The following is a 25,099-nucleotide window of genomic DNA, read 5'->3' on the forward strand; positions in this document are numbered from 1 at the left end:
CGCGCCGCAGGGGGACGCGCCGACCGCGGCGTCGTGGCGCACGGGCGTCGTGGCGCACCGGCGCGCGGGGAGCCCCCCGGCTCAGGCGCGCGGGCGCTCCCGGAAGTCGTGCGGGCTGTGCGGCGCCTGGCCGGACACCGAGGCGACGATCCCGGCGGCCAGGTCGCGCATCTTCTGGTTCCGGGTCTGCGAGGCCCGCCGGAGGATCTCGAACGCCTCCTCGGGCCCGCACCGGTTCTGCGCCATGACCACGCCCAGCGCCTGGTCGATGACGGCGCGCGCGGCCATCGCGCTGCGCAGGTCCTCGTTCGTGCGGCGCTGCTCCTGGGCCTGCGCCGCGACGGCCACGGCACGGGCGGCGTCGTCGGCGAACCGGGCGACGTCGCGCAGCACGTCCTCGGCCCACTCGCCGGGCTCGCGGTGGTAGAGGTCGATCGCGAGGTCGACGTCCACGCCGTCGTGCCGGGCGGCAGGGAGGGCGGCGGTCGCGCAGAACCCGGCCTCGAGCGTCGCCTCCCGCCACGCGGGCCACCGCGGGTCCTCGCGGACGTCGGGGACGGTGATCCGGCGCTGCTCGCGGGAGGCGTCGAGGCACGGCCCCTCGCCGGCCGCCTGCTCGGCCCGGTCGCACGCGGCGGCGAGCGCATCCGACGCCGCGGCCACGGCGGTCCGCCGACCCAGCCGGACCGTGATCGCCGCCGACGCGCCGGCGCGCCGCGCGGCGTGCCCCACGATCGCGTCCAGCAGGGAGTCGACCGGCACCGCGGAGACCAGGAGCTCCTGGATCTCGTCGAGCGCCCCGACGCGCCACGCCCCCGGCCCCGCGTCCTGCGCGGGGCCGTCGGGCGTGCCGGGCTGCACCACCGCGCTCATCGCCTCAGCGCCCGTCCGCGGGCGCGGCACCCTCCGGTGCGTCGTCCGCGCCCTCGGTGCCGGTGTAGCCCGCCTCGGGCCCGTCGCCGTCGGAGCCGGGGGTGCTCTGCTCCGCCCGGTCGTCGGGGTCGCCGCCGGGCAGCGGGCCGTCGGGGCGGTCGGTCGGGTCCTGGCTCATGCGGGTCCTCCTCGTGCTGCGGTCCTCACATGCTGGCGCCGGGTCCCGGCCCCCGCATCTCGGGGCGGTTCGACGCCGGCGGGACGATCCGGAGCTGGACGCCGGCGTTCTCGGCGCGGCGGCGCAGCCGGGCGATGTGCAGGGCCGCGACCGGGCCGAGCCGCAGCAGGCCCGAGCCGTCGATCACGAGCGTGCCCCGCGGCGGCACGGCCTTCAGCGCCTCGGACAGCCCGGCGACGAGGGTGGGCGCCGTCGCGGCGTCCACCTCGCCCTCGAGGCGCACGACCACCGCGCGGCCCTCCGGGGCGTGCCGGACGGTGAGCGAGGTGGGCAGCGCCGTGCCGTCGGTGCCGTGCGCGGACCCGTCGATCGCCCCGGGGGCGTCCGCCAGGCTCGCCAGGGCGGCGTCCAGGACGTCCCGGGGGTCGCGGTCGGCCGGCCGGCCCGGGAGCGCCCGCAGCAGCCGCTCCGCGACACCGCGCACCTTCACGTTGAGGTGCTCGGAGTGCCAGCGGAGGAAGTCGAACGCCGCCTCGCCGTCCAGGCCGTACGCGAGCATCGCCGCGCCCTTGGCCTGGTCGATGAGCTCCCGGGAGGCGATCGCCGCGGCGAGCATGTCGTCGGCGCGCCGGGCCGCGGTCGCGCCGATCTCGGCGCCGAGGTCGATCAGCAGGCCCAGCCGCTCGGCCGGGCGGCCGTCGAGGTGCGCGCCGCCGTCCGCCACCGCGTGACCGTCGTGCTCGGGCCGGCCGTCGCCGTCCGCGGCGCGGTGGGCGTGCCGCGGGTCGACCCCCGGGGCCAGCACCGCGAGGACCGAGCGCTCGGTGCCGGCGGTGTCCAGCAGCCGGTAGCGGACGCTGCTGCCGTCCCCGCCGGGCACGGGCGCCGCGCGGAGCACGGCCTCCAGGGCCGCGCGGTCGTCGCGGTGGCAGTGCGCCAGCATCAGGGCGGTCGAGGGGACGACGTCCCCGGGCTCGAAGCCGTGCAGCCGGTAGACGGGCTCGGACCAGGCGAGCGAGTCGCCCTCCCCGAGCACGTGGAACGTCCCCGGGGCGACCGACCGCGGCTGCGTCGACGTGGTCGAGGGACGAGAGGAAACGGACAATGTGGTGCTCCGAAGCCGAGGTGCGACGACGTTCGTGCACGTCGCACCAGGTTTCTCGCGCAGCTCGCTTCGTCCCAACGATGCGCGGAGGCCCTGGGGGGTGAGCCGGGGGACCGAGGTCGATAGTGCCAAATGGAAGCGCGGCGCGCACGTCCGGCGCACCGTCACGGGTTGCGCCCGGCACGCCACCCTCTACTCTTGGCGGCCCGGGTCGCCCGGCCGCCCCGCGGGGGCGGGGCGAGCCGACGGGCGCCGCCGCCCCGCCGGGTAGCATCGGCTCCCGTGCATCCCCCCCGTGCGAACCGGTCCTACCGCAACATCGCCCGCGTGCTGCGCCCCGTGCTGTACGCGATCACGCGGCGCGACTGGCGGGGCGCCGAGCACCTGCCGACCGGCACCGGCTTCATCGCCGCCGGCAACCACATGACCAACGTGGACCCGGTCACGTTCGCGCACTACCTGTACGACAACGGCGTGGCGCCGAAGATCCTCGCGAAGTCGTCGCTGTTCGGCGTGCCGGTCCTCGGCTGGGTCCTGCGCACCTCGGGGCAGATCCCCGTCTACCGGAACACCGCCAAGGCCGGCGACTCGCTGCGGGCCGCCGAGCAGGCGCTCGCCGAGGGCGAGTGCGTCGCGGTGTTCCCCGAGGGCACCCTGACCCGCGACCCCGACCTGTGGCCGATGGTGGCCAAGACCGGCGTCGCCCGCCTCGCGCTGACCTCGCGGGCGCCGGTCGTCCCGATCGCGCAGTGGGGCGCGCAGGACCTGCTCGGGCGGTACAAGAAGCTGTTCAAGCCGATCCCGCCGAAGAAGGTCACGGTCGTCGCCGGCCCGCCGGTGGACCTGTCCGACCTCTACGACCGGCCGCTCGACGCCGCGACGCTGCGCGAGGCGACGGGGCGCGTCATGGCTGCGATCACCGCGCTGCTCGCCGACGTCCGGGGTGGCACCCCGCCGGCCGAGCCCTACGACATGCGGCGTCCGGGCGCCGCGTCGACGGACCTGACGTGACCCGCGCCGCCGTCCTCGGGGCCGGCGCCTGGGGCACCACGTTCGCGGCCGTGCTGGCCGACGCGGGCTGCGACGTCACCGTGTGGGGCCGGGACGCCGCCGTGTGCGAGGCCATCGCCCGCGACCACCGCAACGAGCGCTACCTCCCCGGGGTCGACCTCCCGGCGCGCGTCACGGGGGAGGTCGACCCGGCCGCCGCCGTCGCCGGGGCCGACGTGGTGGCGGTCGCCGTGCCGTCGCAGTCCGCGCGCGCCGTGCTGACGCCGCTCGCCGACGCCCTCGCGCCGGGCGCCGTCGCCGTGTCGCTGATGAAGGGCGTCGAGCTCGCCACCGACCGGCGGATGAGCGAGGTCATGGGGGAGGCCCTCGGCCTGCCCGACGAGCGCCTCGCCGTGCTGTCCGGGCCGAACCTCGCCCTCGAGATCGCCGCCCGCCAGCCGACCGCGACCGTGGTCGCCTCCGCCGACGCGGGCACCGCCGAGCGCGTCGCCGCCGCGTGCGCCTCCGGGTACTTCCGGCCCTACACGAACGACGACGTCGTCGGCGTCGAGCTGTGCGGCGCCGTGAAGAACGTCATCGCCCTGGCCGTCGGCATCTCGCAGGGCCGGGGCCTCGGCTACAACACCATGGCGACGGTCATCACCCGGGGGCTGGTGGAGATCACCCGGCTCGGGCTCGCGCTCGGCGCGCGGGCCGAGACGTTCCCCGGGCTGGCCGGCATGGGTGACCTCATGGCGACGTGCGCCTCGCCCGACTCGCGGAACCACAGGCTCGGCCTCGCGGTCGGGCGCGGGCTCTCCCTGGACGAGGCCGTCGCCGCGACCGGGGGCACCGCCGAGGGCGTGAAGTCGTCCCGGTCCGTGCTCGACCTGGCCGAGCGGGTGGGCGTCGAGATGCCGATCACGCACGCGGTCGTGCAGGTCCTGCACGAGGGGCTGCCCGTCGACGCGCTCGCGCCGCTGCTGCTCGGCCGGCCGCGCAAGGCCGAGGGGCTGTAGCGGGCGCTGTCCCCGGGGTCGGTGCGCCGCGCCCCGGGGCCGGGCCCGGGGCCCGCGGCCGGGCGCGTCAGCCGCGCAGGGCCCGGTCCAGGTCCCGCCAGAGGTCCTCGACGTCCTCGATGCCGACGGACAGCCGCAGCAGGTCCTCGGGGACGGTCGGCGACTCGGTGGCGAACCGGCGGCGCCGCTCGATGCTCGACTCCACGCCGCCCAGGCTCGTCGCGGGGACCCACAGCCGCAGCGCGGCGACGACGCGATCCGCGCCCTCGGCCCCGCCGGCCGGGCGCAGGCCGATGATCGAGCCGTAGCCCGCCATCTGCGCGGTCGCCCGCGCGTGGCCGGGGTCGCCGGGCAGGCCGGGGTGCCGGACCTCGACCACGCCGGGGTGCGCGGCGAGCCGCTGCGCCAGGTCGAGCGCGGTGCGCTGCGAGCGCTCGACGCGCAGGGCGAGGGTGCGGATGCCGCGCAGGGCCAGGTAGACCTCGAACGGACCGGCGATCGCGCCGTGCACCGTGCGGTAGCCGTGCAGCTGCTCGCGCAGGGCGGCGTCGTCCGTGAGCACCGCGCCGAGCACGACGTCGCTGTGGCCCGCGAGGTACTTGGTCACCGAGTGCACGACGACGTCCGCGCCGTGCTCCAGCGGTCGCTGCACGAGCGGCGTCGCGAAGGTGTTGTCGACCGCGACGAGCGCTCCCGCCGCGTGCCCGGCGGCGACCAGCGCGGGCAGGTCCGCGACCTCCAGCATCGGGTTGGTCGGCGACTCGACCCAGAGCATCGACGTCGCGCGGCCGGTCGGCGACGCGGCGGGGGCCAGCGCGGCGACCACGGCGTCCGTGTCCGCGATGTCGACCTGCTCCACCTCGACGTCCGAGCGGCCCGCCAGGTCGCGGGCGTAGCCCAGCGTCACCTGGTAGGCGTGCCGGGGGAGGACCAGTCGGCCCCCGTGCGGGACGAGCGACAGCGCCGCGGCGATCGCCGCCATGCCGGAGCCGAGCACCAGCGCCGGGTGCGCCGAGCCCTCCAGCGCGCCGAGCGTCGCCTCGAACGGGCCCCACGTCTCGGTGTCGCCGCGGGCGTACATCATCTCGCCGGGCTGGGGCACGCCCTGCGACACGTACGTCGAGGACAGCACCACCGGCGGGTTCACGGGCGCGCCCTGCGCGCGGGCGGGGCGGCCCGCCGTCACGGCGAGGGTCTCGCGGGACAGGTCGGCGTCGTGCGCGTGCTCGGTCACGGGCCGCAGGCTACGCGCACGCGCGCGGCGGGACGGTCGCGTCTTACCCAGCGGCTAGGGTGACGGGCGATGTCCAGCCTCCCTGCGCCCGCGTCCGGGCCCGCCGCGTCCGACTCCAGCCGCCCCCGGGTGCTCGTGCTGTTCGGCGGGCGCTCCAGCGAGCACGCCATCTCGTGCGCCACCGCCGGGGCCGTGCTCCGCGCGATCGACCGGGAGCGGTACGACGTGCTGCCGATCGGCATCACCCCGCAGGGACGGTGGGTGCGCGTCGCCGACGACCCCGACCGGTGGGCCATCGTCGACGGGCGGCTGCCCGAGGTCGAGGCGGTGCCCGAGCAGGTGCTCCTCCCGCAGGAGGTCGGCTCGCGCGAGCTCCAGGTCATCGAGCCCGGGTCGCCCGCCGTCGACCTCGGCGCCGTCGACGTCGTCCTGCCGCTGCTGCACGGGCCGTTCGGCGAGGACGGCACCCTGCAGGGCATGCTCGAGCTCGCCGACGTCCGATACGTCGGCGCCGGCGTGCTCGCGTCCGCCGTGGGCATGGACAAGCACTTCATGAAGGTCGTCCTGGCCGGCGCCGGGCTCCCGGTCGGGCCGTTCGTCACCCTGCGCGGCGACGACTACGAGACGGACCGGGACGGCGTCCGCGCCCGCATCGCCGCGCTCGGGCTGCCGCTGTTCGTCAAGCCCGCCCGCGCCGGGTCGAGCATCGGCATCACCCGGGTCGTCGACGCCGCCGACCTGCCCGCCGCCGTCGCCGCGGCCCAGGAGCACGACCCGAAGGTCGTGGTCGAGGCCGGCATCGTCGGGCGGGAGATCGAGTGCGCCGTCCTCGGCGGACGCGGCGGCGCGCGCCCCCGGGCGTCCCTGCCGGGCGAGATCGTCGTCACCGACGCGGCCCACGGGTTCTACGACTTCGAGGCCAAGTACCTCGACGAGGCCGCGGTGCAGCTGTCCTGCCCGGCCGACCTGCCCGAGGACGTGATCGCCCGCGTGCAGGACGTCGCGGTGCGGACGTTCGAGGCCGTCGACGGCGAGGGGCTCGGGCGGGTCGACGTGTTCGTCACCCCGGGCGGCGAGGTCGTCGTCAACGAGATCAACACCATGCCGGGGTTCACGCCGTTCTCCATGTACCCGCGCATGTGGCAGCAGAGCGGGCTGTCCTACGCCGACCTGCTGGACGAGCTGCTGCAGCTCGCGCTCGAGCGGCCGACCGGGCTGCGCTGAGGCGGTCGCCGGGGCCGGCGGGCCGGGTGCGCGGGCCGCGCGCGGGGCGGGGTCGCCCCGCGGGGGTCAGAGGCAGGCGCGGGTCGCCTCGACCTGGGCGATCGCCGGGCTGAGCGCGTCCAGGAACGAGGTCGACCGCTCCGCGACCACCGCCGCCGGGACGTGCACCTCCACCGCGGGGTCGCGGCCGTAGGTCACGAACGTCCAGTCGGACGAGCCGGGGTCCAGCAGGGCGTCGGTGCCGGACGTGGCGGTCGCGCCGGCCGTGGGGTCGCCGGTGGGGTCGCCGGTGGGCGCGGCCGTCGGCTCGGCCGTCGCCGCGGGGTCGTGGTCCGGCGCGGCGCCGGCGTCCGCGGGCTCGGCGTCGGCCTGCACCAGCCAGTCGATGCTCGTGCCGCTCGCCGTCTCCATCGTCACGCACTGCTCGGTCGTCGGGCCGGGCACCGCCACGCCGCAGCGCAGCGTCACCGGGTCCGTCGGGTCGCCCCACGCCCAGGTCGCCTGGCTGGTCGTCCGGAGCTCCGTCAGCCCGTCGCCGAGCGACTCGGGCAGCGCCAGCACGACGCGCGCGCACGCCGGGTTCGCCGCGTCGGGGGCCACCGCGATCCCGACCGTGGACGCGCACCCCGCGAGCAGCGGGACGCCGGCCAGCGCCAGCGCGGCGGTCCCTGCGGCGGTGCGGGCGGGGCGTCGGCGGGGGGAGCGGCTCACACGGGCCACGGTAACCCGGCGCGGCCGACCCCCCGGAACCGGGGCGGCGAGCGCGGCGGTGCTCGGTCGGCTGCGGTGCTGCGGCGGCCGGAGGTGCTGCGTCCGCCGAGAGGGCAGGAAACCGGTCGAGTGAGTACCCCCCGGCTACCCGGTCGGAGGGTTTCTTGCACAGTCGCGCAGGGACGTACGGGCGGACGGGCGGACGGATAGGCGGGCGGAGACGCGGGTGGCGCTGGGCGGGAGCGCGGTGCCGGGTGGCGCGGCACGGGAGCGCGGGGCGGGTGGCCCGGGCGGCCGCGCGGGGGCCCGACGCGGCCCGGCGCGGGCCGCGGCGTCGCGGACGCTACCGTGGCGGGCGTGACCGACCGCGCCGCCCCCGACCAGCCCGACGCCGCCGGAGCCACCGTGGCCGACCTGTCGGAGGACGGCCTGCTCGCGCGGATCTTCCCGCACCTGCCCGCCGGCGACCGCACCCTGCTCGGCCCCGGGGACGACGCCGCCGTGCTCGCGGCGCCCGACGGCCGGTACGTCGTGTCGACCGACGTGCTCGTCGAGGACCGGCACTTCCGGCGCGGCTGGTCCTCCGGCGAGGACGTCGGCTGGCGTGCGGCCATGCAGAACCTCGCCGACGTGGCCGCCATGGGCGCCCGGCCGACCGCGATCGTCGTCTCGCTCGTCGTCCCGGGCGACCTGCCCGTCGCGTGGGTCGAGGGACTCGCGCGCGGGCTCGGCGCGGCGTGCGCGACGGTGGGGGCCGGCGTCGTCGGCGGCGACCTCTCCGGGGGCGCGTCCGTGGTCGTCGCGGTGACCGTGCACGGTGACCTCGGCGGCGCGGAGCCCGTCCTGCGGTCGGGCGCCCGGCCCGGCGACGTCGTGGCGCTCGCCGGGACGGTGGGCCGGTCGGCGGCGGGGCTCGCCCTGCTCGACGCGGGCCGCCCGGACGCCGACCCCGCGGTCGTCGCGGTGCACCGCCGGCCGCAGCCGCCCCTCGCGGCGGGTCCGGCCGCCGCGACCGGTGGGGCGACCGCGATGCTCGACGTGTCGGACGGGCTGCTGCGGGACGGCGAGCGGCTGGCCGTCGCGAGCGGCGTCGTGCTCGACCTCGACGACCCGGCCGACGCGCTCGCCGGCGACCTCGACGCCCTGGGCGCGGCCGCCGCGGCGGTCGGTGCCGACCCGGTCGGCTGGGCGCTCGGCGGCGGCGAGGACCACGGGCTGCTGGCGACGTTCCCGGCGGGCGCGGCGCTGCCGGCGGGGTTCCGGCGGATCGGCGTGGTGCGCGGGGCCGGCGCGGCGGGTGGCACGGGCGAGCCCGCGGGCACGGTGCTGGTCGGGGGTGCGCGACCGGCGGTCGTCGCCGGCTGGGAGCACTTCCGCCGCTAGCGCACCCGCGTCTCCGCGGGGCAGGCCGGGTGCGCGGGATCGGTGACCGCGTGGCGTAGCGGGTGAGCGGGACCGGTGACCGGGGGTCGCACCGGACTAGCGGGACCTGGTGTCCGCGGCGGCGTCCGGTACCGCGGTCAGTGCGTGCGGTACGCGTCGCGGCGGTGATCGATGCTCGTGATCACGACGGTTCCGGCCTGCTCGTCGACCACGTACAGGACCCGGTACGCGCCGCGGCGCGCGGAGTGGGTGTCGTCCAGCGGCGCGCGCAGCCGCTTGCCGACCCGGTACGGGTTCTCCCGCAGCGGTCCGTAGACGAACTCGATCGCCGCCGTCGCCGCGTGCTCCGGGAGCCGATCGAGCGCCCGCCTGCTGGTCGGCACCCACCCGATCTCCCAGCTCACGGGGCGTCGGTCGCGGGACCGTTCCACACCGGGCGCTCGAACGAGACGTGGCCGTCGGCGATCTCCTCGCGTGCCGTGGCCAGCTCCTTCACGAGCCGCTCGTCCCGGAGGACGTCGAGCGTCTCCTCGAGCGCGTCGAGGTCGTCCGCGCTCATCAGCACCAGCTCCCGGCGCCCGTTGCGGGTGATGGAGATCCGGTTGTGCGTCCGGACGACGTCCGCGGCGTACGCGCTCAGGTGCGCCTTGGCGTCGGACAGCGAGGTCTGCTCCATAGACCAGAATCCTAGTCTGCGACGCAACGGCCGGCCAGGAGTCGTCGTCATGGAGCCCGCGTGGGTCTGCCGCGGCTCCTCGGTTCGTTCGCGCACGTCGTCGGGCATGGCCTCATGCTGGAGCGCAGCCGCCGCCCGGGACGCAGCGCGGGGCAGTCGCCTGGGGACCGCGCACGCCCGGGTGGCCTGTGGAGGACTCGCCGCCCGCTCCGGGTCAGCGGCGGCGGTAGCGGACCTCGAGCAGGTCGGCGCCGCCGATGTCCTCGGTGCGCTCGGTCCCGTCGGGCTGGAAGCCGTGCCGGCGGTAGAAGTGCCGGGCGCGCTCGTTGTCCGCGAACACCCAGAGCGTCACCGGGATGCGCGGGGGGACGTCCTGCATGGCGGTGCGCAGCAGCTCGCGCGCGACGCCGGAGCCCCACATCCCGTGGTCGAGGTAGAGCGCGTACACCTGGAGCGCGGTGCGGTCGGCGTCCTCGTCGAGGGCGGGGCCGAGGGAGATGAAGCCGACGACCTCCTCGGCGTCGACGGTCGCGACCCAGGCCCGGATCCGGCTGCCGTGCGCGAGGTCGCGCTGCCAGACCTCGGTGCGCCGGGCGACGTCGAGGGACGAGAGGTAGCTGTCGGGGACGAGGCCCGCGTACGCGTGCTGCCACGTCCGGACGTGCACGGCGGCGATGCCGGCAGCGTCCCGGGGCTCGGCGGGCCGGACCGTGTGCTCGCGGCGCTGCTCGCTCATGCGCTCAGCGTGCCACACGCGGCGGCGCCGCCACAGGCCGTTCCCGCCGTCGCCCCGTCCCGCGGCGCGGAACGGGGCCGCGCCCCCGCCCGCACCGGTCCCGGGCAGCACGAAGGCCCGCGCGGACGAACCGCACGGGCCTTCGGCACGAGTCGCTCAGACGGCGCGCTGGACCTTGCCGGCCTTGAGGCACGAGGTGCAGACGTTGAGGCGCTTCGGGGTGCCCGCCACCACCACGCGCACGCGCTGGATGTTCGGGTTCCAGCGGCGCTTGGTGCGCACGTGCGAGTGCGAGATGCTGTGCCCGAAGCTCGGGCCCTTGGCGCAGACGTCGCAGTTGGCAGCCACGGTCTTCTCCTGATCCGGTCATTGCACGCCGCTCGGGAGGGAGCCCGGGCGGCAAGTCCTGGTTGGTCGGTGGGGCCCGCACCGGCGGTCCGAGGACCGTTCCGAGGGGCACACCCGTGCCCGGCAGTGACCAGGCAACCGGACAAGACTAGCCCACGAGGGCCGCGACCCTCAAAACGACGTCCGTCACACCCCGGCGCCGGGCGCTCCGGGCAGGACCCGGGCTGGGGACGACCGGGATCCTGCGGGTCGCGTGCGGCAGAGTAGGTCCCCGCGGGCGATCGGCCCGCGGGGTCGTCGGAGGGCGGGTGCCGGACGACGGCCGGGACGACGAGAGGACTGCGCGCGGACGTGGCTGGGCGACTCGGGGACGGCGGCGTGCTGCGCGACTGGCTGGACCGCGCGGTGCCCGCCCTGGAGGCGGCGCGCGAGCGGATCGACGCGGTGAACGTGTTCCCGGTGCCCGACGGTGACACGGGGACGAACGTGCTGCTCACGCTGCGCGGGGCCGCCGACGAGGTCGCCGCGCTGCCCGCCGGCGCCGACGGGGCGACCGACGACGGCGCGGCGGTGCTCCGGGCGCTCGCACGCGGGGCGCTGCTGTCGGCGCGCGGGAACTCCGGCGTCATCCTCAGCCGCTACCTCGGCGGGCTGGCCGGCGCGGCGCCCGAGGCGGCGCCAGCGGCGGCGTCCGGCCCGGCGCTCGGCGCGGCGCCCGGCGCGCTGCCCGACGCGCTGGCGGCCGCCGCCGCGGCGGCGCGGTCGGCGGTGCCGGAGCCGGAGGACGGGACGGTGCTGACCGTCGCCGCGGTGGTGGCCGACGCGGCCCGGCACGCGGCGGCGCGCGGCGCGGGCGACGCGGCGGCGCTGGACGCGGGCGTGGCCGCCGGGCGCGCGGACCTGGCGCGGATCAGCGCGGCGCACCCGGTGCTGCGGTCGGCGCGCGTGGTCGACGCGGGGGCGTGCGCGCTGCTCGTGCTGCTCGACGCGCTGGCGGCCGCGCTCGCCGACCGCCCGGCGCCGGTGGACGTCGGGTGGCTGGACGAGCACGGCGCGGCGCGCGAGCCGGGCGGCTCGGCGGACCCGACCGGAGCCGGGTCGGGCGACGGGGGCGCGGGCGGCTACGAGGTCGTCGCCCTGCTGCGCGCGGGCGCCGGGGACGGCGCGGGGCCGGCGGCCGACGCCACGGCGGCCGAGCGCGTCGCCCGGGACCTCGCCGCGACGCTGCCCGCGGTGGGCGGGGCCGTGGCGGTGGTGGCGGGCGAGGGCCTCGTGACGGCCCACGTGCACGCGCCCGCGCCCGCCGACGTGGCGACGGTGCTGACCGCCGCCGGCGCGCGGTGGACCGCGTCGGTGCGGACGCTGCTCGGCGCCGAGCGCCCGGTCGTGGCGTGCACGGGGTCGGGCGAGGCGGCCGCGGCCCTCGCGCACGCCGGCGCCGTCGCGGTGCTGCTGCCGGACGGGACGCCCGCGGAGGACGCCCGGGACGCGGTGCGCCGCGCCGTGCAGGACGCGCAGCAGCCGGTGCACGCGGCGGGCGCCCGCGGCGCGGCGCCGGCGGGGGACGACCCGACGACGGGTGCCGGCCGGCAGGGGTCCGTCACGGTGCTGCCGGGGGACCGCCTCGCCGCCGCCGACCTCGACCCCGGGTGGCTGGTCCCGGCCGGGGCGACCGACGAGGCCGGGGTGCTCGCCGCCCTCGCCCGGCTGGTCGAGCCCGGCCCCGCCTCCGCCGGCCCGGTCGCCGCCCCCGCCTCCGCCGGCCCGCCCGCCCCGACCACGACCACCCCCGCCCCACCCCCGCCCACCCCCACGACCCCGACGGAGGCGCGCCCGTGACCGTCCCCCACGACGCGGTCGTCCGGCCGCTGCCGTACCTGGACCAGGACCTCGGCACCCACGTCCCGGGCGCCGCGAAGAAGCTCGCCAAGCTCGGGCTGCGCACGGTCGGCGACCTGCTGCGCTACTACCCCCGCCGCTGGTCGCACTGGGGCGACCCGGCCACGATCGGGCACCTGCGCGTCGGGGAGCACGTGACGGTGGACGGCGTGGTCGACCGCGCGACGACCCGCACGATGCGCTCGCGGGGCGGCGTGATCCTCGAGGTGGTGGTGCGCAACGCGGGGCAGACCCTGCTGCTGACCTGGTTCGCGAAGCACCCGGGTGCGCTGCGGCACTTCGAGCAGCAGCTGAAGCCGGGCACGGCCGGCCTGTTCTCGGGCACGGTGAAGGAGTACCGCGGCCACCTCCAGCTGCTGCACCCGGAGTTCGAGATCGACGACCCGATGTCGTTCGAGGACGAGGCCCAGCGGCTGATCGAGTCGCAGCGGCCGCGTCCGGTCTACGGCCTGACCGCGGGCCTGCGGAACGAGGCGGTCGTCGCCGCCGTGGAGACGGTGCGCCGCACGCTCACGCCCGCGGACCTGCCGGACCCGCTGCCCGACGCCGTCCGCGGCGGGATGCCGGGGATCCTGGACGCGCTGCAGGGCGTGCACCACCCGCTGGACGACACGGAGAAGGACCGCGCGGTGGCGCGGCTGCGGTTCGAGGAGGCGTTCGTCCTCCAGGCCGAGCTGGCCCGCCGCAAGGCCCGGTTCGCGGCGCAGGCGGCGGTGGCCCGGCCGGCGCGCGCGGGCGGGCTGCTGGACGCGTTCGACGCGCGGCTGCCGTTCGAGCTGACGGGCGGCCAGCGGGAGATCGGCGCGCAGATCGCCGCGGAGCTCGCGGCGGCCAGCCCGATGCAGCGGCTGCTGCAGGGCGAGGTCGGCTCGGGCAAGACGGTGGTGGCGGCGCGGGCGATGCTCCAGGTGGTCGACGCCGGCGGCCAGGCCGCCCTGCTCGCGCCGACGGAGGTGCTCGCCGCGCAGCACGCCCGCACGCTGCAGAGCATGCTGGGCGACCTCGCGGAGGCGGGGATGCTCGGCGGCGCGGAGGTGGCGACCCGCGTGACGCTGCTGACCGGCTCGCAGGGCTCGGCTGCGCGGCGCCGGGCGCTCGGCGAGATCGGCGGCGGGGCGGCGGGGATCGTGGTCGGGACGCACGCGCTGCTGTCCGAGCACGTGCAGTTCGCGGACCTCGGCCTCGTGGTGGTGGACGAGCAGCACCGGTTCGGCGTCGAGCAGCGCGACGTCCTGCGCGCCAAGGCCGGCGGCGTGCCGCACCTGCTGGTGATGACCGCGACGCCGATCCCGCGCACGGTCGCGATGACGGTGTTCGGCGACCTCGAGACGTCGACGCTCCGCGAGGTGCCGCGGGGCCGCGCGGAGGTCGTGACGCACGTGGTCCCGGCCGACAAGCCCGCCTGGCTGGAGCGCACCTGGCAGCGCATCCGCGAGGAGGTCGACCGCGGGGGCCGGGCCTACGTGGTGTGCGCGCGGATCGACGGCGACGCGAAGAAGGCGGACGTCGACGGCGCCGACCTGGTGACCGACCTCTCCCCGGAGGACGGCGACGCCCGCCCGCAGCGCCCGCTGCACGCGGTGACGGAGGTCGCGGAGCTGCTGCGCGGCACGCCGGCGCTGCGGGGGGTCGCGGTCGGGGAGCTGCACGGCCGGATGTCCCCGGAGGAGAAGGACCGCGCGCTCGCGGACTTCGCGTCGGGCGCGGTGCCGGTGCTGGTCTCCACGACGGTGATCGAGGTCGGCGTCGACGTGCCGGACGCCACGGTGATGGTGGTGCTCGACGCGGACCGGTTCGGCATCTCGCAGCTGCACCAGCTGCGCGGGCGGATCGGCCGCGGCGCGAAGCCGGGCGTGTGCCTGCTCGTCGCCGACGCGCCCGAGGGCACGGACGCGGCGACCCGGCTCGGAAAGCTCGCGGAGACCCGCGACGGGTTCGCGCTCGCGGCGGTGGACCTGGAGCTGCGCCGGGAGGGCGACGTGCTCGGGGCGGCGCAGTCGGGCGGGAGCTCGTCGCTGCGGCTGCTCGAGGTCACCCGGCACGGCGACGTGATCGAGCGGGCCCGGGACGCCGCGCGCGCCCTCGTGGACGCCGACCCGGACCTGCGCGAGCACCCCGCGCTCGCGGCGGCGATCCAGCACATGCTGGCGGGGGAGCGCGAGGAGTTCCTCGACCGGACCTGACGGCGGCCGGCGTGGTCCCGGGCAGCACGGGCCGTCGGTCCCGCCGGGACCACCAGCCGCGGTGCGTACGCTGCTGCCCGTGTCGAAGCAGCCCGTGATCCGTGCCGTCGATCTGCTCGTCGGGTACGGCGGGGAGCCCGTGTGCGCCCCGGTCTCGTTCACCCTCCCGCCCGGGAAGGCCCTCGCGCTCGTCGGCGCGAACGGCTCGGGCAAGTCGACGGTGCTCCGCGCCGTGCTCGGCCTGCTGGAGCCGGTCGGCGGCCGGGTGGAGGTGCTGGGCCGCGCCGTGGACGAGCGCGAGGTCGGGTTCCGCACCCGGGTGTCGAGCGTGCTGGACGACGACGCGTACTTCCCGGCGCTCACGGTGGCCGAGCACCTGTACCTCACGGCCCGCGGGCACGGGGTGCAGGGCGCGGACGCGGTGGTCGAGGAGCTGCTCGACGAGTTCGGCCTGACCGAGCACGCGGCGGCGCTGCCCGTCGCGCTGTCCTCGGGCCAGCGGCGCCGGCTGCTGCTCGCCGCCGGGCTGGTCCGCCCGCGCTCGCTGCTGGTGCTCGACGAGCCCGAGCAGCGCCTCGACGTGGCGATGCGCGACCACCTGGCGCAGCGGCTGGTCGAGGAGAAGCGCGCGGGCGGCTCGGTGCTGCTCGCGACGCACGACCCGGAGCTGCTGCGCGTCGTGGCGGACCGCGCGGTGCTGGTCGCGGACGACCACTCGCGCCTGCTGAGCACCGCGGACGCCGTCGAGGCGCTGCGGCCGGGCGTGCTGTGAGCGAGTTCGCCGCCACCGCGGACGACGCACCGGCGGCCGCCGCGGCGGGCTGGGACGACGTCCCCGGGCCCGCCGTCGCGCCCACCGAGGGCCGGACGCCGGTCCCCGGCGCGCGGTCGATCCGCCGGTACACCGCGCAGGTCGCCCGGCGCCGCTCCGGCGCGGGCCTCGGCGAGGTGCTCGGCGACGTCTACTACGCGGTGGTCATCTCGGCGATCGGCCTCGGCGTGGCCCTGGGCCTCGCCGGCCAGCTCCGCTCCACGCTGCCGCACGTGCCCGACCAGGCCCTGCGCTCCGGCATCAGCCTGCCGACGGTCGTGGCGGTCGCCGCGTTCGTCGTGGCGGGCGTGGTGCTCTCGCTCAGCGCGCGACTCGGCCCGGTGGGCGCGGGCGGCGCGGAGGCGACCTGGTGGCTCGGCATGCCGGTGGACCGCCGCGGGCTGCTCCGGCCGGCGTCGCTCCGGCTGCCGCTCGCGTCCGGCCTGATCGGCGGGGTGGTGCTGGCGCTGCTCGACGGCGGGCTGCTCGCCGACCACGGCGTCGGCCACGTGCTGCGGCTGGGCGGCACGGCGGCGCTCGTGTGCGCCGGGCTGGCGGTGCTCGCCGGTCACCTGCAGAGCCGCGGGGTGCCGCGCCGCGCGACCGCGCTCGCGGGCGACGCGGTGATCGGCGTCGCGCCGGTGCTCGCGCTGGTCGCGGCGCTCGCGGGCTGGCGGGTCGCCGCGCTGCCGGACGTCCCCTGGTGGGTGCTCGGCGTGCTCGCGGTGGCGGTCGCCGGCGCCTGGTGGTGGCTGGACGGCCGGCTCGGCCGGATCCGCGGGCGCGACCTGCGGGAGAGCGGCTCGGTCGCCACGCAGGCCGCCGGCGCGCTCGTGTCGATGGACTCGCGCGAGCTCGGCCGGGCGCTGTCCGACTCGGCCGCGCGGCCGCGGCGGCGCCGGGTGCGCCGGATGCGGCTGGTCCGCGGCCCGGTGTCGGCGGTGGTCGTCGCCGACCTGACGGTCCTGCTGCGGTCGCCGCGGCACCTGGTGCAGCTGGTCGTCTCCGCCCTGGTGCCGGTGGTCGTCGTCATCACGCCGCAGCTCGCCGGCGTCCTCGGCGTGATCCTCGCGGTGCTGGTCAGCGGGTACGTCGGGATGCTGGCGACGGGGGAGGGCGCGCGCCGCGCCGAGATGGCCCCGATCGTCGACCGGCTGCTGCCGATGTCCGCGAAGGCCGTGCGCCGCGCGCGGCTGATCGTGCCGGGCGTGGCGATGCTGCTCTGGTCCGCCGCCGCGTTCGCCGCGGTGGGTCGCTGGGAGGGCGAGGTCGGCCCGTGGCTGCTGCTCGGCGTGGTGTCGGCGCCGGTGTGGGCGGGCGCCGCGCTGCGGGCCGCCTACCGCCCGTCGCCGAACTGGGAGGGCCCGCTCGTGGCCACGCCGATGGGCGCGCTGCCGGGCGGCGTCGCGGCCGTGCTGGCGCGGGGCCCGGACGTCGCGGTGCTCGGCATGGTGCCGGTCGTGCTGTCGGTCGCGCTGGGCACGGTGCTGCCGCAGGTCGTGGTCGTGCAGGCCGCCGTCTCGGCGATCGCGCTGGCCGTCGGGTCGAGCACCAGCACCAAGTCGATGATGGACCGCATGGCGGACATGCAGGAGACCGCGGAGGCGGAGAAGAAGCGGGGTGGCCGGTGACCCGGATCGTGGCGGGCTCGGTCGGCGGGCGCACGCTCGCCGTGCCGCCGGCGGGCACGCGCCCGACCAGCGAGCGCGTGCGGGAGGCGCTGTTCTCCCGGCTCGAGCATCTGGACGCCGTCGAGGACGCGCGGGTGCTGGACGGCTACGCCGGCTCGGGCGCGCTCGGGCTGGAGGCCGCGAGCCGCGGGGCGGCGCACGTGGTGCTCGTCGAGTGGGGCAAGGCCGCCGCGGAGGTCTGCCGGAAGAACGTCGCGGCCCTGGGCCTGCGCGACCGGGTGGACGTGGTGCGCGAGCGGGTCGAGGCGTACGTGGCGCGCCCGGCCGCGCCGTGGGACCTGGTGCTGCTCGACCCGCCGTACGACGTCCCGGACGCCACGCTGGCGGAGGTGCTGGCGGCGCTGGTGCCGGCGCTGACGGTCGAGTCGGTGGTGGTCGTGGAGCGGTCGGCCCGCAGCGGCGAGCCGCCCTGGCCGGCCGCGATGCACGGGTTCGACACCCGGGTGTACGGGGACACCGCGGTGCACCTCGGCGCCCGCAGCCCGGTCGAGGACGGGCCGGGCGACGCGCCGGCCGACGGGCCGGCCGACGGGCCGGGCGACGCGCCCGGGGACCCCGCCGCCGGGGACGCCGACGCCTGACGGCGTAGATTCGGCGACGTGGTTCTCGCGGTCTGCCCCGGCTCCTTCGACCCCTTCACGCTCGGCCACCTGGACGTGGTGCGCCGCGCGCGGCGCCTCGCCGACGAGGTGGTCGTGCTCGTCGCGCACAACGCCGCCAAGCGGCCGCTGCTCGACGTCGACGCCCGGGTGGCGCTCATCGAGGACGCGGTCGCCGACGTCCCGGGCGTGCGCGTCGCGTCCTCGTCCGGCCTGCTGGCCGACGAGCTGCGCGCCCTCGGCGCGGACCTGGTGGTGAAGGGGCTGCGCGGCGGGGCGGACTTCGACGCCGAGCTGCCGATGGCCCTGATGAACCGGCACCTGTCGGGCGTCGAGACGGCGTTCGTCGTCGGCGACCCCGCGCTGTCGCACGTCGCCTCGTCGCTGGTGAAGGACGTGGCCCGGCACGGCGGCCCGATCGGCGACCTGGTGACGCCGGCGGTGGCCGCGGCCGTCCGCGCGGCGCTCAGCACCCCCACGACGGCCGACGGGAGCCGCGCATGACCGAGCAGACGCCGCCGGCGGCCGCGGGCCGCCACGAGGGCCTCACGGCCGTCCTGGACGCCCTGGAGCAGGCCGTGCAGGCGGCGCGCGCCGTGCCGATGTCGGCCTCCGTGCTCGTGAGCCGCGCCGAGCTGCTGGACCTGGTCGACCAGGCCCGCAGCGCGCTGCCCACGCAGATCGGCCGCGCCGACGAGGTGCTGGCCGCCGCCGACGCCGAGCGGGCCGCCGCGCGCGCCGACGCCGAGCGGATCGAGGCGGCCGCGCGCCGCCGGGCCGCCGAGCTGGTCGAGCAGGAGTCCGTCGTCGCGCAGGCGACCGAGCGGGCCGCCGCGATCGTCCGCGAGGCCGAGGAGACGGCCCGCGGGCTGCGGCGGGACGCGGACGACTACTGCGACCGGCGGCTGGCCGACTTCGAGATCGACCTCGGCAAGGTGCTGACCCAGGTGCAGGCCGGGCGGGCGAAGCTCGCGGGCCGGCTGGACGACCCCGAGGACTGACCGGCCCCGCCCGGCACCGCCGGGTGTGACCCAGGCCGCCCGCCGGGCGATTGGGCGGAGGGCGGCCGGTGCCGTAAGATCGTCCGTTGGTCCTGCCGGTCATCGCAGGGACCGAGACCCCTCAACGACAGGAACAGGGACCGTGGAGCGCGCCAACCACCTCGATCCCCGCTCGCCGTTCGTGCTCGACACCCACGAGCTCGGCCGACGTCCGGGATCGATGCGTCGTGCCCACGCCACGGTGCCCGCTCCCGAGGACCTCGGTACCGACGTGATCGGCGTCCCCGTCGGCGACGACGTCGAGCTGGACCTCCAGCTCGAGGCCGTCATGGAGGGGGTGTTCGTGTCCGGCTCCGTGCGGGCCCGGGCGGTCGGGGAGTGCGTGCGCTGCCTGGACGAGGTCGTCGAGTCGCTCGACGTCCGCGTGCAGGAGCTGTTCGTCTACCCCGGTCGCGCGGAGGCCGCGAAGGAGGAGGGCGACGACGAGGAGGACCTCCCCGAGCTCGACGGCGACCTGGTCGACGTGGAGCCCCTGGTTCGGGACGCGGTCGTGACTGCGCTACCGTTCCAGCCGTTGTGCCGGGACGACTGCCCCGGGCTGTGCTCCATCTGCGGGGCGCACCTCGCGGACGACCCGCAGCATTCCCATGAGACCCTTGATCCTCGGTGGGCCGCCCTCGGTGGTCTGCAGAGCACGCTTGACGAGAAGAGAGAGAGCTAGCCGTGGCTGTTCCGAAGCGCAAGATGTCGCGCAGCAACACCCGTGCGCGTCGGTCGCAGTGGAAGACCACTGCCACGACGCTCAGCACCTGCCCGCAGTGCCAGTCGAACATGCGCCCGCACCAGGCGTGCCCGACGTGCGGCGCCTACGCCGGTCGGCGCTACGCCGAGGCGATGCGGACCGAGCACGCCGGCTGAGCCGACGCGCCGTAGGCCCGGCGCCCCGGTGACGCACCGGAGGGCGCGGGCCGCCGCACGATGAGCACCACCGCAGCACAGCTCGCCCAGCAGCTCGGGGTCCACCTGGACCCCGAGCTGCTGGTGCTGGCACTGACGCACCGGTCGTTCGCCCACGAGGCGGGCGGCACCCCGACCAACGAGCGCCTGGAGTTCCTCGGGGACACCGTGCTCGGCCTGGTCGTCACCGAGGACCTGTACCGCCGGCACCCCTCGCAGTCCGAGGGCGAGCTCGCGAAGATGCGCGCGGCGACGGTGTCGCAGCGGGCGCTCGCCGAGGTCGCCCGCACGCTGGACCTCGGGTCCTACGTGCTGCTCGGCAAGGGGGAGCTCGCCACGGGCGGGCGGGACAAGGACTCGATCCTGTCCGACACCCTCGAGGCCCTGTTCGGCGCCGTCTACCTGTCCCACGGGCTGGAGACGTCCCGCGAGATCGTCATGCGCCTGGTCGGGCCCCGGCTGGCCCAGGCGGCCGACCTCGGCGCGGGCCTCGACTGGAAGACCAGCCTCCAGGAGCTGACCGCGACGCTCGGCATGGGCGCGCCCACCTACCAGGTGACCAGCGCCGGCCCGGACCACGCCCGGGTGTTCACGGCGGACGCCGTGGTCGCCGGCGACGTGTACGGCACCGGCACGGGCACCGCCAAGAAGCTCGCCGAGCAGCGGGCGGCCGAGCTGGCCTGGACCGCGCTGCGGGACGGCGCCGAGGCCGCCGACGGCGCGGCTGCGGACGGAGCCGCCGCCGACGGCCACGTCGCGCAGGACGGCCCGACCGCCGACCGCGAGCCGGCCGGCGCCCCCGCGCCCGCCGCGGACTGACACCCGCGTGCCCGAGCTCCCCGAGGTCGAGACCGTCCGGGACGGCCTGGAGCGGCACGTCGTGGGCCGCACGGTCCGCGCGGTCGAGGTCCGGCGCCCGTACAGCGTGCGCCGGCACCTCGCTGGTCCCGACGACCTCGCGGGACGCCTCGCTGGCCGCACGCTGACCGCGGCCGCGCGGCGCGGCAAGTTCCTCTGGCTCCCGCTGGACCACCCCGGCGCGGCCGGCGCGCCGCCGGACGACGCGCTGCTCGCGCACCTCGGCATGAGCGGGCAGCTCCTGGTCCGCGGCACCGCGGACGACGTCGAGCAGGGCGGCGCGCACACCCACCTGCGGGTGCGGCTGCTGCTCGACGACGGCGGGGCCCTCGACTTCGTGGACCAGCGCACGTTCGGCCACCTGTCGGTCGTCGACCTGCTGCCGACGCCGGACGCGCGCCCGGGTGGCGCGGGCTCGGCGCTGCCGCTGGTGCCCGCCCCCGTGGCGCACATCGCCCGCGACCTGCTCGACCCCGCCGTGGACCGCGAAGCCGTCGCCCGGGCCATCCGCCGGCGGCGCACCCAGATCAAGCGCGCGGTGCTCGACCAGGGCGTCGTGTCCGGTGTCGGCAACATCTACGCCGACGAGGGCCTGTGGCGCGCGCGGGTGCACCCCGCGACGCCGACGGCCGACCTGGACCAGGCGACCGCGCTGCGGGTGCTCGACGGCGTCGCCGGCGTGATGACGGACGCGCTGGCCCAGGGCGGGACGAGCTTCGACGCCCTCTACGTGAACGTCAACGGCGCGTCCGGGTACTTCGACCGGTCGCTCGCCGTCTACGGGCAGGCGGGGGAGCCGTGCCCGCGGTGCGGGACGCCGGTCGTGCGGGAGCCGTTCATGAACCGCTCCTCGCACTTCTGCCCGGTCTGCCAGCCGGCGCCGGCCGGCTGAGGGCCCCGCGGGCCGGCGGCCCCGGCCTCAGCCCGCCAGCGCCCGCAGCTCCGTCGCCACGTCGGCCGTGACCGCCTCCGGCCAGGGGTAGCGTCGCGCCGTCGACCCGAGCGCCCAGCCGTCGAGCGCCAGCGCGGCGACCAGGGCCCGGTCCGGCAGCCGCTCGCCGCGGGCGACGGGCGACCCGGCCCGGGTGCGGTCGACCGCGCCGGGCGCCAGCTCGACGCCGGTGAGCGCGAGGAACCGCACCATGGCGACGACCCGCTCCGAGCTCGCGCAGGCCGCGAGCAGCTCGGGCAGCTCCGGCTCGTCGTGCGCGGGCAGCAGGTCGTCGAACGCCTCCTCGGCGATCCGGCCCACCAGCGCGTCGACCAGCTCCTGCACCGAGCCGTGCATGCTGAGGATCCAGTCGGGGTCCCGGCCGCTCTCCTCCGCGATGCGGTCGAGGGTCAGCGCCCCGGTGCCGCCCTCCCGGACCAGGCGCAGCACGGCGTCGGTCAGCGGCGACGGGTCGCGGAACGGCTCCGCCTCGAGCGCGAGGTCCAGGTTCGACGCGCACTGGTGCGGCACCGGCAGGCCCGCGTAGCTGGCCACGGCGGTCAGCGCCCGGCCCCACCAGCCGTCGTCCGGCGGGTGCACCTCGGCGTAGAACCCCAGCAGGACGCCGTCGACGGCCAGGGCGGCGACGGTCTCGCGCGGATCGGACCCGGCCGGGTCGCCCGGCCCGACGGGCAGCAGGCCGACGCGGTCGCGCAGGGTCGGCGCGGGGGTGGTCATCGCGTGCTCCTCTTCTCGGGGAGCGGTCCACTGTACCAACCGGACGGTGCGGCGCCCGGGGCGGCCGGGGCGTGCGGCGGGGCGCGGGGCGGGACGCGCGGCGGGTTGCCGGGCGGGGCGCGCGGCGGGTCGCGGCGCCGGTCAGCGGCGCACGACGTTCCGCAGCGGCTCGCCGCGCTCGAACGCCGCGATGTTGTCCGTGAGCAGCGTGTCCGCACCGACCGGGCGGCCGCCCGCGGCGTGCGGGGTGATCAGCACCCGCGGCTCGTCCCACAGCGGGGAGGAGGGCGGCAGCGGCTCGGTCTCGAACACGTCGAGCGCCGCGCCCGCGATCCGCCCGCCGGCGATCGCCGCGAGCAGCGCCTCCTCGTCGAGCGTCGAGCCGCGGCCGACGTTCACCACCCACGCGTGCCGTGGCAGCCGCGCGAACACGGCGGCGTCGAGGGCGCGGCGCGTGGCGTGGGTGGCGGGCAGGATGCCGATGAGCACGTCGGTGCCCGGGAGGGCCTGCGGCACCTCGGCGGGCGTGATCACCGGGTAGCCCGCGCGCTCGCCGGCCCGGGACGCGACGCCCACGACCTGCGCGCCGAGCACCGTGAGCAGCGGCGCGAGCCGGGCGGCGATCGAGCCGAAGCCCCAGATCAGCACCCGGGCGCCGGACAGCGACCGGAACTCGCCGCCCTCGTGCGGCAGCCGCTGCATCCCGCCGAGCTCCGACGCCCACCGGTGCTGGTCCTGGGCGCGCACGAGCTCGGGCAGCCGGCGCGCGGCGGCGAGCACGAGCGCGAGGGTGTGCTCCGCCACCGGGCCGTCGTGCAGGCCCCGGCCGGAGGTGATCTCGACGTGCGGCGCGAACCCGGCGGTCAGCACGGCGTCCGGACCGGCCGCCAGCGTCTGCACCCAGCGCAGCCGGCCCATCCGGCGGGCGGCGTCCGCGAGCTGGGCCGTGGAGTTCCCCCACGCGACGAGCGCCTCGGCGTCCAGCAGGTCGTCGGGCACGGGCTGGTCGACGTCGTAGGTCGCGGTGCGGACACCGTCCGGCAGCGTGGGGGACAGGGCGATCGAGGAAGGCAGCAGCACCGTCGTCATGGATCCCGAGACTGGCGCACCCGGGGTCGCCGCGCCAGGGGAGCCCCGCGCACCCGGCCGCCCCGCCGACCGCGCAGGTGGGGGAACTCGCGGCGACCCGGTGCGCCGGTGCCCGACCGGGTCGCCCGGGCTGGATACGATGACCGCGTGTCCGCCACGAACAGCGCAGTCCAGCCGGCCCGCTCCGGGGAGATCTCGGTGATGATCGTCGACGACCACGAGGTCGTCCGGCGGGGCATCGCCGAGGTCGTCGAGCGCGCCGACGGCATGAAGGTCGTCGCCGAGGCCGGGTCCGTCGCCGACGGCGTCCGCCGCGCCGGCCTGGTGCACCCCGACGTCCTGCTGGTCGACCTCCAGCTGCCCGACGGCACCGGGATCGACCTCATGACGCAGGTGCGGGCGACGCTGCCCACCGCCCGGGCGATCGTGCTCACGTCCTTCGACGACGACGACGCGCTGGCCGCCGCGCTCGAGGCCGGCGCCGCCGCCTACCTGCTCAAGAGCGTCCGCGGCGCGGAGATCACCGATGTCGTCCGGGCGGTCGCCGCCGGCCGCACGTTGCTGGACGAGCGCACCGTCACCCGCCGCCGCGCGGGCCACGAGGACCCGACCGAGAACCTCACGCCGAGCGAGCTCAAGGTGCTCGACCTGATCGGCGACGGCCTGTCGAACCGCGAGATCGCGGAGCGCCTGGGCGTGGCCGAGAAGACCGTCAAGAACCACATCACGTCGCTGCTCGCCAAGATGGGCCTCCAGCGCCGCACCCAGGTCGCGGCGTGGGTCGCGGCCCGTCGGCACTCGGGCTGGCGCGCGGAGACGCACCACTCCTGACGCCGGCACTGGCGGCACCTCTCGGGACCGGGCGCGGCCCCGCGGAGCGCCCGAGGCGGCAGCCGGACGGGTTGACCCGGCCGGAGGGCCGAGGACGGGCTGATCCGGCCCGAGCGCCGAGGACGGGCTGATCCGGCCGGAGGGCCGGGGGCCGGCTGATCCGGCCCGAGCGCCGTCGCGGCCGCGTCAGAACGGGGGCGGCTCGTTGTGGGGCTCGGCGGTGGCGTCGTGGTTCTGCCCGGTGCCGGGCCGCGTGAGGTACCGGTGCCCGGTCGGGGTGAGCCACTCGAACAGCCCGGGCTCGATCTGGCGCAGCCGGAACCCGCCGTCGGTCTTCAGCCGGTGGTGCCGGTGGCACAGCGGGCCGAGGTTGTCCGCGTCGGTGCGGCCCAGGGCAGCGTCGGGGTCGGCGCCGGGCAGGGGGTGGAACTCCTCGGTGTGGTCGAGCTCGCAGCCGCAGGCCGGGCGGACGCAGCCGGGGGCGACGCAGGTCCCGTCGCGGGTGCGGACGAACTCGTCGAGGGCGGCGGGGGGTCGGTAGCGTTCGCGGCCGACGTCCAGCAGCCGGTGGGTGACCGGGTCGGTGACCAGCCGCCGCCACACCCCGCCGACCGCCAGGGCGCGGGCGCGGACGGCGTCGAGGGCGCCGTGCCCGTCGAGGTGGGCGGGCTGGTCGTCCAGCCCGATGAGGGTGGAGGCGTTGATGGTGATGCGGACCTCGGCGCCCGGGCGGCCGGAGCAGCGGGTGCAGCCGCGGCGCGCGGTCGTCGAGGTCGGGGCGAGCGCGGCAGGCGCGCGCGGCGCCGCGAACGGCGCACCCGCCTGAGCGGCAGCAGGAGCAAGCGCGCGTCCCGGCGGGGGAGCGGGAGGCGGTGAGTCTGCCCCCGGGGGAGCGGGAGGCGGCGAGTCTGCCCTCGGGCGATCGGGAGGCGGTGAGTCTGCCCCCGCGGGAGCGGGGAACGACGCGGCCGCCCTCGCGGCGTCCGCCGCTCCAGCGCAGTGCGGGTCTCGGTCGCTGAGCGGGACGATCGTGG

28 protein-coding genes are annotated in these 25,099 nt (G+C 77.6%); 16 read left to right on the plus strand and 12 right to left on the minus strand.

What is annotated here, in order from left to right; genetic code table 11:
• Window positions 1-81: 81 nt before the first annotated feature.
• Genes VER05_RS05855 through VER05_RS05865 form a run of 3 tightly spaced genes read right to left on the minus strand, consistent with a single transcriptional unit; the run spans window position 82 to window position 2,156 of the window.
• Complete coding sequence (locus tag VER05_RS05855) at window positions 82-873, minus strand: GAF and ANTAR domain-containing protein (protein ID WP_324844447.1); 792 nt, start codon at window positions 871-873, stop codon at window positions 82-84.
• 4 nt (window positions 874-877) lie between these two features.
• Window positions 878-1,051, minus strand: coding sequence for a hypothetical protein (locus tag VER05_RS05860; protein ID WP_324844448.1), 174 nt, complete (start codon window positions 1,049-1,051; stop codon window positions 878-880).
• Window positions 1,052-1,076: 25 nt separating this feature from the next.
• Window positions 1,077-2,156, minus strand: coding sequence for an ANTAR domain-containing protein (locus VER05_RS05865; protein ID WP_324844449.1), 1,080 nt, complete (start codon window positions 2,154-2,156; stop codon window positions 1,077-1,079).
• Window positions 2,157-2,438: 282 nt separating this feature from the next.
• Between VER05_RS05865 and VER05_RS05870 the strand changes: the two genes are divergently transcribed.
• Both VER05_RS05870 and VER05_RS05875 read left to right on the plus strand, forming a co-directional pair.
• On the plus strand, window positions 2,439-3,167 hold the full coding sequence (locus tag VER05_RS05870; RefSeq protein WP_324844450.1) for a lysophospholipid acyltransferase family protein: 729 nt from the start codon (window positions 2,439-2,441) through the stop codon (window positions 3,165-3,167).
• Window positions 3,164-4,165, plus strand: coding sequence for an NAD(P)H-dependent glycerol-3-phosphate dehydrogenase (locus VER05_RS05875; RefSeq protein WP_324844451.1), 1,002 nt, complete (start codon window positions 3,164-3,166; stop codon window positions 4,163-4,165). The genes VER05_RS05870 and VER05_RS05875 overlap by 4 nt, the downstream gene beginning before the upstream one ends.
• A 67-nt stretch (window positions 4,166-4,232) precedes the next feature.
• Here the strand turns inward: VER05_RS05875 and VER05_RS05880 are convergent, their stop codons facing one another.
• Entirely contained in the window at window positions 4,233-5,399 is a 1,167-nt protein-coding gene (locus VER05_RS05880) for a trans-sulfuration enzyme family protein (RefSeq protein WP_324844452.1), read from the minus strand.
• Between the two features lie 69 nt (window positions 5,400-5,468).
• On the opposite strand from VER05_RS05880, the gene VER05_RS05885 reads away from it, so the two are divergent.
• Window positions 5,469-6,623, plus strand: coding sequence for a D-alanine--D-alanine ligase family protein (locus VER05_RS05885; protein WP_324844453.1), 1,155 nt, complete (start codon window positions 5,469-5,471; stop codon window positions 6,621-6,623).
• A gap of 66 nt (window positions 6,624-6,689) precedes the next feature.
• Here VER05_RS05885 and VER05_RS05890 read toward each other — a convergent pair whose 3' ends face one another.
• Window positions 6,690-7,334, minus strand: coding sequence for a DUF3515 family protein (locus VER05_RS05890; protein ID WP_324844454.1), 645 nt, complete (start codon window positions 7,332-7,334; stop codon window positions 6,690-6,692).
• Between the two features lie 357 nt (window positions 7,335-7,691).
• Between VER05_RS05890 and VER05_RS05895 the strand changes: the two genes are divergently transcribed.
• The gene (locus VER05_RS05895; protein ID WP_324844455.1) at window positions 7,692-8,717 is read left to right on the plus strand and encodes a thiamine-phosphate kinase; all 1,026 of its coding nucleotides are present in this window, start codon (window positions 7,692-7,694) and stop codon (window positions 8,715-8,717) included.
• 137 nt (window positions 8,718-8,854) lie between these two features.
• Here the strand turns inward: VER05_RS05895 and VER05_RS05900 are convergent, their stop codons facing one another.
• From VER05_RS05900 to rpmB, 4 genes are all read right to left on the minus strand, one after another.
• Window positions 8,855-9,121, minus strand: a complete 267-nt coding sequence (locus tag VER05_RS05900; protein ID WP_324844456.1) for a type II toxin-antitoxin system RelE/ParE family toxin — start codon at window positions 9,119-9,121, stop codon at window positions 8,855-8,857.
• Window positions 9,118-9,393 carry a type II toxin-antitoxin system Phd/YefM family antitoxin gene (locus VER05_RS05905; RefSeq protein ID WP_324844457.1) on the minus strand — a complete coding sequence of 92 codons (276 nt, stop codon included), beginning with the start codon at window positions 9,391-9,393 and terminating at the stop codon, window positions 9,118-9,120. The genes VER05_RS05900 and VER05_RS05905 overlap by 4 nt, the downstream gene beginning before the upstream one ends.
• Window positions 9,394-9,607: 214 nt before the next feature.
• Entirely contained in the window at window positions 9,608-10,129 is a 522-nt protein-coding gene (locus VER05_RS05910) for a GNAT family N-acetyltransferase (RefSeq protein ID WP_324844458.1), read from the minus strand.
• A gap of 156 nt (window positions 10,130-10,285) precedes the next feature.
• Complete coding sequence (gene rpmB / locus VER05_RS05915; protein ID WP_135974635.1) at window positions 10,286-10,477, minus strand: 50S ribosomal protein L28; 192 nt, start codon at window positions 10,475-10,477, stop codon at window positions 10,286-10,288.
• 351 nt (window positions 10,478-10,828) lie between these two features.
• On the opposite strand from rpmB, the gene VER05_RS05920 reads away from it, so the two are divergent.
• From VER05_RS05920 to mutM, 11 genes are all read left to right on the plus strand, one after another.
• Window positions 10,829-12,316 carry a DAK2 domain-containing protein gene (locus tag VER05_RS05920; protein WP_324844459.1) on the plus strand — a complete coding sequence of 496 codons (1,488 nt, stop codon included), beginning with the start codon at window positions 10,829-10,831 and terminating at the stop codon, window positions 12,314-12,316.
• Complete coding sequence (locus VER05_RS05925; protein ID WP_414647561.1) at window positions 12,313-14,559, plus strand: ATP-dependent DNA helicase RecG; 2,247 nt, start codon at window positions 12,313-12,315, stop codon at window positions 14,557-14,559. Before VER05_RS05920 ends, VER05_RS05925 begins: the two co-directional genes overlap by 4 nt.
• A gap of 79 nt (window positions 14,560-14,638) precedes the next feature.
• Window positions 14,639-15,331: an ABC transporter ATP-binding protein gene (locus VER05_RS05930; RefSeq protein WP_324844460.1), complete on the plus strand. Its 693-nt coding sequence runs from the start codon at window positions 14,639-14,641 to the stop codon at window positions 15,329-15,331.
• Window positions 15,328-17,001, plus strand: a complete 1,674-nt coding sequence (locus VER05_RS05935) for a DUF6297 family protein (protein WP_324844461.1) — start codon at window positions 15,328-15,330, stop codon at window positions 16,999-17,001. The genes VER05_RS05930 and VER05_RS05935 overlap by 4 nt, the downstream gene beginning before the upstream one ends.
• Window positions 16,998-17,642 carry a 16S rRNA (guanine(966)-N(2))-methyltransferase RsmD gene (gene rsmD, locus VER05_RS05940; RefSeq protein ID WP_324844462.1) on the plus strand — a complete coding sequence of 215 codons (645 nt, stop codon included), beginning with the start codon at window positions 16,998-17,000 and terminating at the stop codon, window positions 17,640-17,642. The genes VER05_RS05935 and rsmD overlap by 4 nt, the downstream gene beginning before the upstream one ends.
• Window positions 17,643-17,660: 18 nt before the next feature.
• Window positions 17,661-18,164: a pantetheine-phosphate adenylyltransferase gene (coaD, locus tag VER05_RS05945; RefSeq protein ID WP_324844463.1), complete on the plus strand. Its 504-nt coding sequence runs from the start codon at window positions 17,661-17,663 to the stop codon at window positions 18,162-18,164.
• Entirely contained in the window at window positions 18,161-18,661 is a 501-nt protein-coding gene (locus VER05_RS05950) for a hypothetical protein (protein ID WP_324844464.1), read from the plus strand. The genes coaD and VER05_RS05950 overlap by 4 nt, the downstream gene beginning before the upstream one ends.
• 142 nt (window positions 18,662-18,803) lie before the next feature.
• Window positions 18,804-19,382, plus strand: coding sequence for a DUF177 domain-containing protein (locus VER05_RS05955; RefSeq protein WP_324844465.1), 579 nt, complete (start codon window positions 18,804-18,806; stop codon window positions 19,380-19,382).
• A 2-nt stretch (window positions 19,383-19,384) separates the two neighbouring features.
• Entirely contained in the window at window positions 19,385-19,579 is a 195-nt protein-coding gene (gene rpmF, locus VER05_RS05960; protein WP_122150323.1) for a 50S ribosomal protein L32, read from the plus strand.
• A 60-nt stretch (window positions 19,580-19,639) separates the two neighbouring features.
• A complete protein-coding gene (gene rnc / locus VER05_RS05965) occupies window positions 19,640-20,437 on the plus strand; it encodes a ribonuclease III (protein WP_324844466.1) in 798 nt (265 codons plus the stop codon).
• Between the two features lie 7 nt (window positions 20,438-20,444).
• Entirely contained in the window at window positions 20,445-21,368 is a 924-nt protein-coding gene (gene mutM / locus VER05_RS05970; protein WP_324844467.1) for a bifunctional DNA-formamidopyrimidine glycosylase/DNA-(apurinic or apyrimidinic site) lyase, read from the plus strand.
• Between the two features lie 27 nt (window positions 21,369-21,395).
• Here mutM and VER05_RS05975 read toward each other — a convergent pair whose 3' ends face one another.
• Both VER05_RS05975 and VER05_RS05980 read right to left on the minus strand, forming a co-directional pair.
• Window positions 21,396-22,145, minus strand: a complete 750-nt coding sequence (locus tag VER05_RS05975; RefSeq protein ID WP_324844468.1) for a hypothetical protein — start codon at window positions 22,143-22,145, stop codon at window positions 21,396-21,398.
• Between the two features lie 141 nt (window positions 22,146-22,286).
• On the minus strand, window positions 22,287-23,234 hold the full coding sequence (locus VER05_RS05980; protein ID WP_324844469.1) for a phosphoglycerate dehydrogenase: 948 nt from the start codon (window positions 23,232-23,234) through the stop codon (window positions 22,287-22,289).
• A gap of 201 nt (window positions 23,235-23,435) precedes the next feature.
• Here VER05_RS05980 and VER05_RS05985 point away from each other — a divergent pair, with 201 nt between their 5' ends.
• Window positions 23,436-24,065 carry a response regulator gene (locus VER05_RS05985; protein ID WP_154729782.1) on the plus strand — a complete coding sequence of 210 codons (630 nt, stop codon included), beginning with the start codon at window positions 23,436-23,438 and terminating at the stop codon, window positions 24,063-24,065.
• Between the two features lie 186 nt (window positions 24,066-24,251).
• Here the strand turns inward: VER05_RS05985 and VER05_RS05990 are convergent, their stop codons facing one another.
• On the minus strand, window positions 24,252-24,668 hold the full coding sequence (locus VER05_RS05990) for an HNH endonuclease signature motif containing protein (protein ID WP_324844470.1): 417 nt from the start codon (window positions 24,666-24,668) through the stop codon (window positions 24,252-24,254).
• Window positions 24,669-25,099 lie beyond the last annotated feature (431 nt).

It is taken from the genome of Cellulomonas sp. (assembly GCF_035634735.1).
Classification (GTDB): domain Bacteria; phylum Actinomycetota; class Actinomycetes; order Actinomycetales; family Cellulomonadaceae; genus Cellulomonas.

Excerpts from the sequence above, each read along its gene's own strand:
- VER05_RS05855 (WP_324844447.1), bottom strand. The coding sequence starts at position 873 with ATGAGCGCGGTGGTGCAGCCCGGCACGCCCGACGGCCCCGCGCAGGAC.
- VER05_RS05860 (WP_324844448.1), bottom strand. The coding sequence starts at position 1,051 with ATGAGCCAGGACCCGACCGACCGCCCCGACGGCCCGCTGCCCGGCGGC.
- VER05_RS05885 (WP_324844453.1), top strand. The coding sequence starts at position 5,469 with ATGTCCAGCCTCCCTGCGCCCGCGTCCGGGCCCGCCGCGTCCGACTCC.
- VER05_RS05905 (WP_324844457.1), bottom strand. The coding sequence starts at position 9,393 with ATGGAGCAGACCTCGCTGTCCGACGCCAAGGCGCACCTGAGCGCGTAC.
- VER05_RS05910 (WP_324844458.1), bottom strand. The coding sequence starts at position 10,129 with ATGAGCGAGCAGCGCCGCGAGCACACGGTCCGGCCCGCCGAGCCCCGG.
- VER05_RS05950 (WP_324844464.1), top strand. The coding sequence starts at position 18,161 with ATGACCGAGCAGACGCCGCCGGCGGCCGCGGGCCGCCACGAGGGCCTC.
- rnc (WP_324844466.1), top strand. The coding sequence starts at position 19,640 with ATGAGCACCACCGCAGCACAGCTCGCCCAGCAGCTCGGGGTCCACCTG.
- VER05_RS05975 (WP_324844468.1), bottom strand. The coding sequence starts at position 22,145 with ATGACCACCCCCGCGCCGACCCTGCGCGACCGCGTCGGCCTGCTGCCC.
- VER05_RS05980 (WP_324844469.1), bottom strand. The coding sequence starts at position 23,234 with ATGACGACGGTGCTGCTGCCTTCCTCGATCGCCCTGTCCCCCACGCTG.
- VER05_RS05985 (WP_154729782.1), top strand. The coding sequence starts at position 23,436 with ATGATCGTCGACGACCACGAGGTCGTCCGGCGGGGCATCGCCGAGGTC.